Below are 11,612 nucleotides of genomic sequence, written 5' to 3'. Positions count from 1 at the left end.
CCTCTCTTATTCATGAGGGTGCGTTTGCAGGCTACCCGGCGCCGGCGGTGCCGCTGGCGGCGTGACGCGGGCGAGCGCCTTTGGCGGAGTTTTTCACCGCGCTGTGATCGATGGGCTTTTCGGGTTGAAGGACTGGCTCGGGGGTTTCGGCGGCACTGCCGCACCGGCTATGTGGGCGCAGGCTTGAGCGCGAGAACGATGGCGCGCAGCAGATCGGCGTCGGGACAGGCCGAGGCGAACGCGACGCGGATGCGGGTAGCGCTTTCCATGACGCGGGCGGCAACCTTGAGCAGCCGCAGGCGCAGGGTGGTAAACTCAGCCCTCGCCAGAGCGGCGGTCTTCGGCATCGCCTGCTGGACGCGCCACAGGAGCCAGTAGGCGGCGGTGTGCAGGATCAGGCGCATCTGATTGGCATTGGCCGACCGGCACGAGGTGCGATCGCTGGCCAGCTGTGTCTTGTGCAGCTTGATCAGGTTCTCTGCCTGTCCGCGCGCGCAGTAGAGCGTGTCGTAGATGTGCTCGGCCGAGCCCTCGGTCAGCGATGTGACGACGTAGCGGATGTCCATGCCCAGCGTGCTGGCCTCGATCCGGGCGACGACGCGGCGCTGGCAGTTCCAGCTCTTCGCGCCGTAGCGGGTCTCGGCATAGCTGCGCAGGACCACGCGGCCTTCCTCGGCGCGGCGGACCGCACAGGCATCGGCAGCCGTGACGATGACGGGATCGGCGCGCAGCGCGGCATTGGTCGGCAGGCCGAGCACGTAATCGATGCCGGCAGCCTCGCAGAAGGCCATGACCTCGGGCCGCCCATAATGCCCGTCGCCGCGGATGGTGATGTGGGTATCGGGCCAGTGGCGGCGAAGATGACGCACCAGACGCCGGATGTGGCCCGCAGCCTCCTTGCCCGAAGGCGTCTTGCCCGTGCGCAGCAGCATCGCCACCGGACGGCCGGTCGCAGTGTCATAAACATGGATCGGCAGGAAGCAGCGCTCGCCATGATGTCCGTTCCAGAACGAGAGTTGCTGATAGCCGTGCACGACATCGCAGGTATCATCGATGTCCAGCGTCACGGCTGCCGGAGCAGCGGGATAGCTGGCACAGTAGATGTCGACCATGGCCGCCAGCATCTTGGCCAGCTCGCGCGTGGTCGGCGCGTTCTCCCATCGGCTCATGGTCGGTTGGCTGGCAAGTCCCGCACCTGCCCCCGGCAGCTTGCCCAGCGCCAGGCGGAAACCAGGATCATCGCGCAGGGCGTCGAGATCATCGGCATCCTCATAGCCGCACGCGATCGCCAGCACACGGGCAAGGAAAATATCCTCAAGCCGATGGACCACCCGCGACGGATCGCGGGGATCAGCAATACATGCCGCAAGCTGCTGGCAGATGCCCATCATGCGCTCGGCCTGAGCCAGCAGCAGCACACCGCCATCCGAGGTCAGCCTGCCGCCGTCAAACGCAGCTGTGACCTTCTTGCCGCCAACCGCTGGAAACGAAAATGCAGCCGCGCTATCATCGCATCCGGCGGGTGTGGTCTGTGGCATTTTTTGCCCCGTTGCAGGTCTGGCTTGAACAACCACATTCCTACAACAATGCAAATGCTTACACCACTCCCGCCAACCCTTCACGACATCGCCGGTGAATAAGATGGGCTAAACCCGGCTACGCGCCGGCCAGCATCATGCGGCCTTCACCGGATGGATACCCAACAGATGCCCGAGGCATGCGAAGAGCACGATCGCAGCCAATGTGGTGGTTGAGCCTTGCCGGTCGGGCATGGGGCTCAGGAGGTCATCGGTTGAACCGGCTCGAACGCATACCCACCCGACGATGCCGGGCAGGAGAAGCAACAGAGCAATAAATAGCTGGTAGCCGAGCGTCATGCCGGCTGCGGGCGTCGACCGCCAGCCTCGGGCTGTCGCTCGGCGATCGGGCGTGCCTCGCGCAGGCACGGGAGCTGGAGCGCCCTGCCCTCACCGCCGATAAGTCGTGGCGGGCTGTGAAGGTGAAAGGGCTGAAGGTCGAGGTGTTGCGATAGCCGGCGACGACCGCTTTGCGCCCTAATAGCGGCCATAAAGTCAGGCGAGGACAAGCCTGAAAGCTGCCGTTCCATAGTTTCGTCTGATTGAGGAAAATAAGCCTTCAATCGCAATAGGTCGAAAAATTTTTTTCGCGATGCGTCTTGGTCGCTGAAGTGCGGCGTATGAAATCCTCATTAAGTTCGGCTTTGCCGTAACGTGACCGTGCACGAATTAAGTTGCTCCTTCATTATGATTTTCGGATGAGCACCACCCCAGCAATCACAAGCGCGCCGCCAGCCAGAAGCCAGGATTGATCGACAAGCAATGCGCTAGCCACGATCAATGCGGCAGCTAGAGGGCCTTTCAAGGACTGACGCTCATTGCGAAGTCCTGCGAGTTGCTCGATACTGAGCGGATCGAGCTGAACCGGCACATATCCTGACTTTGCGATCGAGTTCGCAGTGGCAAGTATGTCGGGCAAGGACGCCGACAACCCCAGCAGCTGACCGCGAAGTTTCTTCAAACCCGACCGAGCGCTAGCGAGCGAGAACCGCTCGGCGAAAAGCTCCGTCATGATCGGCCGGGTGTCCTCGGCAATGTTATAGTCGGGTGCCAGTGATCGGACGACACCCTCTGCCGTAAGCAAGGTACGCAGAAGGATGGCCAGATCGGGTGGCAGGACCAGTTGATAATCCCGCAAAAGATCGAAAACGCGGGAAAAAATCTGCGAGAACTCGATTCCAGAAAGCACGGTCCCCCTGAACTCTCCGATCAAATGATCGAGATCCACCGCGAGCGCATCGCGATCCACCTTCGGCGCCCCCGCCCATGCGAGCAGGACATCCGCGACTTCGCTCGTTTCCTCGCCAGCGATCGCAAGCACGAGCCGAACGATCTCGTCGCGCCTCGTCTTGGTGAGCGTCCCGACTGATCCGAAGTCGATGAAGCCGACATCCTGCTCGCCGATCAGGAAAACATTGCCCGGATGAGGGTCGCCGTGGAATTCGCCGTTCAGGATGATCATGCGCAGGACAGCGTTGGCATAGCTTTTAGCGAAAGCCGCCACCGGCGGGTCGCCGGATGGGCTGCCCAGCGAAGACGCGGGCCTGCCGTACAGGCGTTCCTGAACGTTCACCCGCAGCCCGGTCAGTTCCCAATGAATGGCCGGGGTCCTGACGCCGATGGTATCGAGATATGCGCCGATCCGCTCGCAGGCTCGGGATTCCGCAGCGAGGTCCATCTCCCAGGCTAGATTGCGGCCGAAGGTCCGCAGAAACTCGACTGGCCGGTAACGCGCGATGTCCGGCGACCGTGCTTCCACGATCCCGGCAAGGCGTATAAGGAGGCGCACATCAGCCTCCATCCGAGCGGCAGTGCCTGGCCGCCGAACCTTCACGATGACCTCGCTTCCGTCCCGCAGTCTGGCGGAATAGGTTTGCGCTATGGAGGCAGAGGCCAAAGGCTTTTCGTCGAACTGCGCAAAGTCGCTCCGCCAGTCCTCACCCCAGCTTGAAGCAAGTACGGGCTCGATATCTGCGAAGGGCACTGACGACACCTGATCGTGCAGGGTTGAGAATGCCGTGATCCAGTGTTCGGTAAACAGATCGCTTCGGGTGGCGAGGAGTTGCCCCAGCTTTATGCCGACTGGCCCGATGTCACGGAGGAACGCCACAACTGCAGCCGGACGAAATTCGCGAGGATCGATGACATTGCTCGAAGAGGGAATAAATCCGAGGGCTCCGGCGAGATTCTTCGCGCCGTGCCTCATTAGGATTTGGCCGATCTCCGCGGCGCGAGCGATGCTGCTGATAGGCTTTTCCGGGGGCGATGCCATGATTTTACTCAGCCTCGGCCCGGAGTTGGTCCAGATTTTCCGATACCCTTGCAAGAATCTGCTGCAACGTTCGCTTCTCGTCGGCGGCAATGTCGCGCCAAAGCAGACCATGAAGCCTATCCGCGGAGCCTCTCAGTTCGGGCAGCAGATCGTCAAGCTGCTCCGTGAGGATGAGCTGCCACGCTCGCCGATCCGTCTCAGCTCGAAGCCTTTTCATCAGCCCGCGTGCGCAAAGACCTGCAACCGCCTGGCCGATGGTCGCCGATTCCAGTTCCAGTTTCTTGGCGATTTCAGCCTGCGTAAGGGCAGGATCGCGAAGAAGTTGTCCGATGATCCTCCACTGTGTCTGATTGAGACCGATCCTGGCGACCCTCGCATCGTACACTCTGCGCGCGCCGCGACTGATCTCGTCCATAAGATAGAGAATGCGGTCATCATCGGTGATGACCTTCTGCCGACGCTGAGACCGTGACATGGTATCTGGTTTTTCATCCATAGCGCTGTGTAGTCGGATAGCCTCGGATGCCCAAATGCAAACTGCTAAATGCCTTTACTATCTGGCTCACGGCTCATAGGGCGCGAGACGCGTTCACCTTTTACTGAGGCTGCCGAAAGAGTCAGATGACCGATAACTCCAACCAACCGGAGCAGGAGGGCACAACCCCAACGAAACCGCAATCGCGGCGTGGCTTGCGCATCGTGCTAATCCTCGTTGGTCTTGCCGTGCTGCTTGGCGGGATCTGGTGGTACTACCGGCACGTAAGCTACGGACAATACATGCAGTCGACCGATAACGCCTATGTCGCTGCCGACAGCGTCGTTATCTCTTCCAAGGTAGCGGGATACGTCGAAGAGGTCTTCGTGGGGGAGAACGAGCAGGTTGCTCTCGGCGGAGCCCTCGTACAACTGGATCTGCGGGATTATCAGGCGCAAGCGCAACAGGCGCGCGCACAGATCGCTGCGACCCTGGCCGGTGCCGACACAATCCGTTCTCAGGTAGCTGAACAGGATGCAGCCATTCGCCAGGCGCGGGGCCAACTCGCCGCCGCGCGCGCAGCACTCGACCTCGCGAACGACCAGGTGGCGCGATATCGGCCCCTTGCCGCGACAGGAGCCGAACCGCGGGAAAAGCTCGATCAGTATGAGGCGCAGGCGCGGCAGGCGCGGGCCGAACTCGCCGCTGCGCAGGCGGCGGTCGCTGCCGCGACCGCTCGCCGGGGGACCCTGTTCGAGCAGATCAGCCAGACCCAGGCGCAGGCGGACGCTGCTCGCGCTCAGCTGGAAACAGCCGACCTTACGGTTGAATCGACCTTGCTGCGCGCCAGCAAGGCCGGCCGCGTCGGCGATCTCTCGGTGAGGGTGGGCCAGTTCGTGCAACCGGGTCAACGTTTGATGACGGTGGTTCCGGTGAGGGCGATCTACGTGACGGCAAACTTCAAGGAAACGCAGGTCGGCCTGATCCGGGCCGGCCAGAGCGTCAGGCTCGAAGTTGACGCCCTGCCCGACCTTGAGATCGCGGGACGAGTGGTCAGCATATCGCCGGGAACGGGCGCGGAATTTTCCATCCTCCCCCCCGAAAATGCCACCGGCAACTTTACCAAGATCGTTCAACGGATACCCGTCCGCATCGCTATCGATGCTCCCCCTGAAGTGCGGCGTCTGCTCGTTCCCGGCATGTCGGTAGTGGCTACGGTCGACACCCGGAATGCTGCCGGCGAATTGGAAGAGATCTCGAGTCGGACTCAATGACCGAGATACTGGCAGCGCAGGACACTTCGATCGGGCCGGCCGGGAGCCGAAAGAACGCAGACGTTACTGCCTGGGTCGCTGTGGCCGCGGGCGCGCTCGGCGCCATGCTCGCGACGCTGGACATATCAATCGTCAATTCCGCACTCCCCGTCATTCAGGGCGAGATCGGTGCCACAGGCGCCGAAGGCACCTGGATTGCTACGTCATTTCTCGTTGCTGAGATTGTCGTCATTCCACTGAGCGCTTGGCTCGAACGGCTGTTCGGTCTGCGAACCCTCCTCATCATCGCGGTCAGCGCGTTCACCGCATTTTCTGTGCTATGCGGTGTAGCCACCGACCTTACGACCATGATCATCGGCCGCACGGGCCAGGGCTTCATGGGCGGAGTCCTCATTCCGACCGCAATGACTATTGTGGCTAAACGATTGCCGCCGCACCAACAGCCAATCGGAATGGCGCTGTTCGGCATGACTGTGGTTCTTGGCCCCGTGATGGGGCCATTGATCGGCGGCTGGCTGACCGAGAACCTGAGCTGGCACTATGCCTTTTTCGTCAATGTGCCAGTCTGCGCAATCCTGCTGCTCCTGCTGTTTATCGGGCTGCCTCACGAGAAGCCCAAGTGGGAATATCTCACGGACGCCGATTGGGCTGGCATTCTCGGGCTGATCCTCGGACTGGGCGGTCTGACTGTTGTACTCGAGGAAGGGCACCGTGAGGAATGGTTCGAGTCCTCACTCATTCGCTGGCTAACGGTGGTGACCATTATCGGCTTTGCCTGTTTGATTTACGGACAAGTGAAAGCACGCAAGCCGGTCTTGAAGTTGCAGCTCCTGTTCAATCGACAGTTCGCCAGCGTCGCGATCATGGCGCTCGCCCTGGGCATGGTGATGTATGGTTCGACCTATGTCATTCCGCAGTTCCTCGCGATCATTTCTGACTATAATGCTTTTCAGACGGGACTGGTCATCTTCTGGATGGGTGTCCCGGCCTTTCTCCTGATGCCGGTTCTGCCTCTGATGATCCGCAAGGTGGACATCCGCATTGCCGTCGGCACCGGAATGCTGCTGATGGCGATCAGCTGCTTTGTCAGCACGAGTCTGACCGCCGAATCCGGCGGCGCTGTCTTCACTGAAGGTCAGCTTATCCGCGGGGCCGGAATGATCCTTGCGATGATGTTCCTGAATCAGGCAACGGTGGCTTCGGTGGCCAAGGAAGACGCGGGCGATGCCTCGGGCATTTTCAACGCGGCCCGCAATCTTGGCGGATCATTCGCCCTCTCGGCCCTCGCTTCGTTCCAGGACCAGCGGATCTGGCATCATAGCCGGCGGATGGAAGAGACCCTGAATGCGAACAGCGTTTCGCTACAGGACTATCTCGAAGGGCTGGCGCGAAACTTCGGCGGCATGGAGGGGGCGATGGCCGTCCTGAGCCGCACCCTCCAACGCGAGGCGTTCATAATGACCTACAATGACGTGTTCCTGGTTATGGGGATTCTGACCCTCGCGACGGTTCCGCTGGTCCTCTTCCTGAGGCCGCTTCCAAAAAATGTCTCCCTTTCGATGCACTGAGCCCTACACGATGCGCCACTTGCTACCTCCGCTTGTCACTATCGCCTTGCTAGCTGGATGCACGGCAGGGCCCGATTATGCAGGCCCCCCGGAAGTTGTGTCAGCAGACACGGGCACTCGCTTTGTGCGCGCTGGCAGTGATGTGAGCGCATCTGATCCGGTTGTCGCTCAATGGTGGCTGCTGCTCGGCGATCCCGAGTTGACGCGGCTGGCGGAGGCTGCGCTGTCCGGCAACCCCTCGCTCGCCGCAGCGCAGGCGCGCATTGCCCAGGCACGGGCATCCATCAGGCAAGACCGTGCGGGTCGAATGCCATCGCTTGGGGCACAGGCCACCACCGTGCAGGGCCGGCTTCCTGGTCTCGACCTTCAAGGCGGGGCGCCCCCCCCGTCAGAGCAAACCAATTCCGACGCAGAAACCGATGACTCGCTGAGCTTTTACAATGTGGGCCTTAACGCCAACTGGGAGCTGGAGTTCGCCGGTGGCTCGCGCAGGCGCATTGAGGCCAGCAATGCCCAAGCTGCTGCAACGGTGGCCAATGCAGAGGACGCAAAGGTCCAGTTGACTGCCCAAGTGGCCAGCACCTACGTCAATTTGCGGGAGGCCCAATTCCGCGCAGAGCAATTTGAGGCGCAGATTTCGTTGCAGGAAGAGATCCTGGCGCTGACATACCAACGCTATCAGCGCGGTGCATTGCCGCTTTTCCCGGTAGGCACCGCGAATGCCGAACTGGAGATGCTCAAGTCACAACTTGCCGAAGCTGAAGCGGATATCGCAGTCCTGTCTGATGCACTCGCTATACTGACCGGACAGGTGCCGGGATCAGTTGATGCAGCGCTCACGACTGCGCGCTCCATTCCCATGCCGCCAGAGCAGGTCGCGATCGGCGATCCGGCAAGCCTGGTGGCGCGTCGGCCTGACATAAGGGCGGCCGAACGGTCTCTTGCCGCGTCGACGGCGCGGATCGGGGTGGCCGAGGCGGCGCGGTTCCCGAAATTGTCCTTCACAGGGATCTTGGGCCTCGGCGGATCCTCGTTGGACGACGTTGTCGATGTCGGCGAATTCTCCGCACTCGCGATCCCGCGCCTCCAGTGGAATTTCCTGGATTTCGGCAGGGTAGACGCTGCGATCGACCAAGCCGGGGCAGCGCGCAACGAAGCAGTCGCCAATTACCAGCAGACGGTGCTTCTGGCACTGCAAGACGCCGAACGTGCCTTGGCTCGCTTCGGCCAGCAGCGTGTTGCGCTCGCTGCCAGTATGCAAATCAAGAAGCAGGCTGACGTCGCGGCAGACCTGAACCGCCAACGTTTTGCCGCAGGAGCGATCTCGAAGGCTGACCTCAACCGGGCCCTGCGAGAACAGCAGCAGGCCTCAGCAGACCTCGTCCGGGCAAAAGGTGCCCTTACGCTGGCGTGGATCGCGCTGCAGAAGTCGCTGGGCCTTGGGTGGCAAGAGCCTGTTCGAGATCAATAGTCCCGCCGCGCTGATCAAGTGATCCGGTTGACGAGAAGTAGGCGCCCCTGCCGCTGGCGACCAACTTGTCGTCGGGCTCGAGAACCCGGGTTTCGGCCACCGAAATCTGTCGCCCGATCTTCACGATCTGTCCGTGAGCAGTGAGAGGTCCTGAGGTTGCAGGACGGTGGTAATCGACATGCAGATCGGCCGTCGCTCTCGCCGCGACGCCCCCGGCAAGCAGAGTATAAAGCCCGGTGAGGTCGACCAGTGAAGCCAGGATCCCTCCATGCGCCGACCCAATCATAGGGTTCGACACGATCTCTTCGCGCCATGGCATGGTGATCGCGATTGACTGGTCGGAGCATGTCGCAATCTCCAGCCCAAGCCATTGCGGATTCCGAGGTGATCTCGCGCGGTGTTCCGATTTGATCGCGCGCGGGATTCCGAGGTGATGGCGCGCGGTGTTCCGAGAATTGCGCGCGCAGCATTCCGATATGATCGCGCGCAGTTTGAGGTGAGGCTCACCTGATCGTTGGGGCATTCTTTCGACCGGATAACGGTTGGAGGAATGCATGCCGACGAGGAGAGTTACGATGCGCCATGTGCGCGAGATTTTGCGTCTGAGTCTGGACTGCGGGCTTTCGACGCGGGTGGTTGGCGAGCGGGTCGGGGTCGGACCGACGACGGTCCGGGATACGCTTCGGCGGTTCGATCGGTCGGGTCTGACTTGGCCAGTGCAGCCTGAAATGACGGACAGCGACCTGGAGTCCCGGCTCTACGGCGTGCCAGGGGTGAAGCCCGGGCGCCGCAAGTTGCCTGAGCCCGACTGGGCGGTGGTGGCGCGCGAGTTGAAGCGCAAGCACGTGACGCTGCAGATCCTGTGGGAGGAATACCACGCGGCGAACCCCGACGGCTATCGCTACAGCCGGTGGTGCGACCTGTTCCGGCGCTGGGAAGGCCGGCTGCCGCTGGTGATGCGCCAGAGCCATGCCGGCGGTGAGAAGCTGTTCGTTGATTATGCGGGCGACACGGTGCCGGTGGTGGTAGACCGCAGAACCGGCGAGATCCGCGATGCGCATCTGTTCGTCGCGGTGCTGGGCGGCTCGAGCCTGTCGTTTGCGTGTGCGACCTGGACCGAGCAGTTTGCTGACTGGGCCGAGGCTCACAATGCTGCCTTCGCATTCTTCGGCGGAGCGCCGCAGCTGCTGGTGCCCGACAATGCCAAGGTCGCGGTGATCAAGGCTTGCCACTTCGATCCGATGCTCAACCGCAGCTACACGGACATGGCTCGGCATTACGGGACGGCAGTGCTGCCGGCACGGCCGAGGAGGCCCAAGGACAAGGCGAAGGTTGAGGCCTGTGTCAGGATCGTCGAGCGCTGGGTGCTGGGCCGTCTGCGCAATCGCATCTTCTACAGCCTGGCCGAGCTCAACGCTGCCATTGCCGAGTGCCTTGCTGATCTGAATGAGCGCCGTGTGCTTCGCCAGTTCGGCCGCACGCGCCGCCAGCTGTTCGAGGAGGTCGATGCGCCGAACCTGAAGCCGCTGCCACCGGAGCCATGGGTTCATGCGCAATGGAAGCGCTGCCGGGTTGGGCTCGATTACCATATCGCGCTCGAGCAGCATCATTACTCGGTGCCGCACCGCTACGCGCGGCGCGAGGTTGAGGTGCGTTACACGGCCCGCAGCGTCGAGATCTTCCTCGGCGGCGAGCGGATCGCGGTGCACATGCGCGGCAGTGGCAATGGTCGGCACACGACCGTGCCCGAGCACATGCCATCGAGCCACCGGCGCTATCTCGACTGGACACCGGCAAAGATCCAGGAGGAGGCGGGCCGGATCGGCCCGATGCTGTCGCTGTTGATGGCGCGCATCATCGAGGACCGGCCGCATCCCGAGCAAGGCTACCGTTCGTGCCTGGGGATCATCGGCTTGTCCAAGCGGTTCGGCGCTGAGCGCCTTGAAGCGGCTGCGCTTCGCGCGCTGGAGATCGGCGCGCGCAATTATCCGTCTGTAAAATCGATCCTCGAAAAGGGGCTCGACAAGGTGCCCGTGTCCAAAGCCCCGGAGCGCGAGCCGATCCTGCACGACAATATCCGGGGCTCTCAATACTACCACTGAAAGGAGCAAGGATGCTCAAACACCCCACACTTGATCAGTTGAACCAGCTTGGCCTTATCGGCATGGCCCAAGCCTTTGCGGATCTGGATGGCAATGGCGATGCCGCCAGCCTGAACCACGCGGAATGGCTGGCGCTGCTGCTCGATCATGAAGCGACATGGCGCAATGACAAGCGCCTCGCCCTGCGCCTGCGTCAGGCAAAGCTGCGGCACCAAGCCGTGCCTGAGGACGTTGATTATCGCAGCGCCCGCGGGCTCGATCGGCGGTTGTTCGAAATGCTGCTGAAGGGCAGCTGGATCGCTGCCCATGAGAACTGTGCGATTATCGGACCAGCAGGGGTCGGCAAGAGCTGGCTGGCCTGCGCCGTCGGGCATCAGGCCTGCCGTGACAATCGCTCGGTTCTCTACACCCGCCTGCCGCGGTTGATCGACGAGCTGTCGCTTGCCAAGGGCGATGGCCGCATTGCTGCGCGCATGAAGAGCCTGGCCCGCGTGGACCTGCTCATCCTCGATGACTGGGGGCTTGAGCCGCTCGATGGCAATGCCCGCCATCATCTGCTGGAGATCCTCGAGGATCGCTATGGGCGCCGTTCAACGCTCGTAACAAGCCAGCTACCCATCGCGCGCTGGTTCGATCTCATCGGCGATCCGACCTACGCCGATGCCATCCTCGATCGGCTTGTCCACAACGCCCACAGGCTCGAGCTATCCGGGGAATCCATGCGGCGAAGCATCGCCGCTCAAGCCGCTTGACCCGCGGCAAAGCATAGTGCCACAACATACCAACGATCAGGTGCTTCACCTGCGCGCGATCAAAGCGGAACGCTGCGCGGCATCAGATCGGAATACATGCGCGCGATCGTCGGAATCCGCA

Annotated in this window: 10 protein-coding genes; 5 read left to right on the top strand and 5 right to left on the bottom strand. The window is 62.0% G+C overall.

What is annotated here, in order from left to right; genetic code table 11:
• Positions 1 to 167: 167 nt before the first annotated feature.
• From BZF57_RS19950 to BZF57_RS21825, 4 genes are all read right to left on the bottom strand, one after another.
• The gene (locus BZF57_RS19950; RefSeq protein ID WP_066117545.1) at positions 168 to 1,538 is read right to left on the bottom strand and encodes an IS1380 family transposase; all 1,371 of its coding nucleotides are present in this window, start codon (positions 1,536 to 1,538) and stop codon (positions 168 to 170) included.
• 135 nt (positions 1,539 to 1,673) lie between these two features.
• Positions 1,674 to 1,877 (bottom strand): hypothetical protein, encoded by a 204-nt coding sequence (locus BZF57_RS19945; protein WP_086741082.1) that lies wholly within the window; start codon positions 1,875 to 1,877, stop codon positions 1,674 to 1,676.
• 385 nt (positions 1,878 to 2,262) lie between these two features.
• Complete coding sequence (locus BZF57_RS19940; RefSeq protein WP_086741079.1) at positions 2,263 to 3,849, bottom strand: ABC1 kinase family protein; 1,587 nt, start codon at positions 3,847 to 3,849, stop codon at positions 2,263 to 2,265.
• Positions 3,850 to 3,853: 4 nt separating this feature from the next.
• The gene (locus BZF57_RS21825; protein ID WP_353772039.1) at positions 3,854 to 4,264 is read right to left on the bottom strand and encodes a MarR family winged helix-turn-helix transcriptional regulator; all 411 of its coding nucleotides are present in this window, start codon (positions 4,262 to 4,264) and stop codon (positions 3,854 to 3,856) included.
• 206 nt (positions 4,265 to 4,470) lie between these two features.
• On the opposite strand from BZF57_RS21825, the gene BZF57_RS19930 reads away from it, so the two are divergent.
• Genes BZF57_RS19930 through BZF57_RS19920 form a run of 3 tightly spaced genes read left to right on the top strand, consistent with a single transcriptional unit; the run spans position 4,471 to position 8,637 of the window.
• Positions 4,471 to 5,598 carry an HlyD family secretion protein gene (locus tag BZF57_RS19930; protein WP_086741073.1) on the top strand — a complete coding sequence of 376 codons (1,128 nt, stop codon included), beginning with the start codon at positions 4,471 to 4,473 and terminating at the stop codon, positions 5,596 to 5,598.
• Positions 5,595 to 7,166 carry an MDR family MFS transporter gene (locus tag BZF57_RS19925; RefSeq protein WP_086741071.1) on the top strand — a complete coding sequence of 524 codons (1,572 nt, stop codon included), beginning with the start codon at positions 5,595 to 5,597 and terminating at the stop codon, positions 7,164 to 7,166. Before BZF57_RS19930 ends, BZF57_RS19925 begins: the two co-directional genes overlap by 4 nt.
• Positions 7,167 to 7,176: 10 nt before the next feature.
• Positions 7,177 to 8,637: an efflux transporter outer membrane subunit gene (locus BZF57_RS19920; protein ID WP_086741069.1), complete on the top strand. Its 1,461-nt coding sequence runs from the start codon at positions 7,177 to 7,179 to the stop codon at positions 8,635 to 8,637.
• Here BZF57_RS19920 and BZF57_RS19915 read toward each other — a convergent pair.
• The gene (locus BZF57_RS19915; RefSeq protein WP_240506062.1) at positions 8,567 to 9,193 is read right to left on the bottom strand and encodes a hotdog fold thioesterase; all 627 of its coding nucleotides are present in this window, start codon (positions 9,191 to 9,193) and stop codon (positions 8,567 to 8,569) included. The two genes, BZF57_RS19920 and BZF57_RS19915, sit on opposite strands and share 71 nt — an antisense overlap.
• Positions 9,194 to 9,212: 19 nt before the next feature.
• Here BZF57_RS19915 and istA point away from each other — a divergent pair, with 19 nt between their 5' ends.
• Both istA and istB read left to right on the top strand, forming a co-directional pair.
• Positions 9,213 to 10,739, top strand: coding sequence for an IS21 family transposase (gene istA, locus BZF57_RS19910; protein ID WP_162290999.1), 1,527 nt, complete (start codon positions 9,213 to 9,215; stop codon positions 10,737 to 10,739).
• 11 nt (positions 10,740 to 10,750) lie between these two features.
• Positions 10,751 to 11,491 carry an IS21-like element helper ATPase IstB gene (istB, locus tag BZF57_RS19905; RefSeq protein WP_086738086.1) on the top strand — a complete coding sequence of 247 codons (741 nt, stop codon included), beginning with the start codon at positions 10,751 to 10,753 and terminating at the stop codon, positions 11,489 to 11,491.
• Positions 11,492 to 11,612 lie beyond the last annotated feature (121 nt).

The sequence above is a fragment of the Erythrobacter colymbi genome (assembly GCF_002155685.1).
GTDB lineage: Bacteria > Pseudomonadota > Alphaproteobacteria > Sphingomonadales > Sphingomonadaceae > Erythrobacter > Erythrobacter colymbi.
Note: the sequence above shows the minus strand (reverse complement) of the source record. Positions and strands in the feature narration are given on the sequence as shown.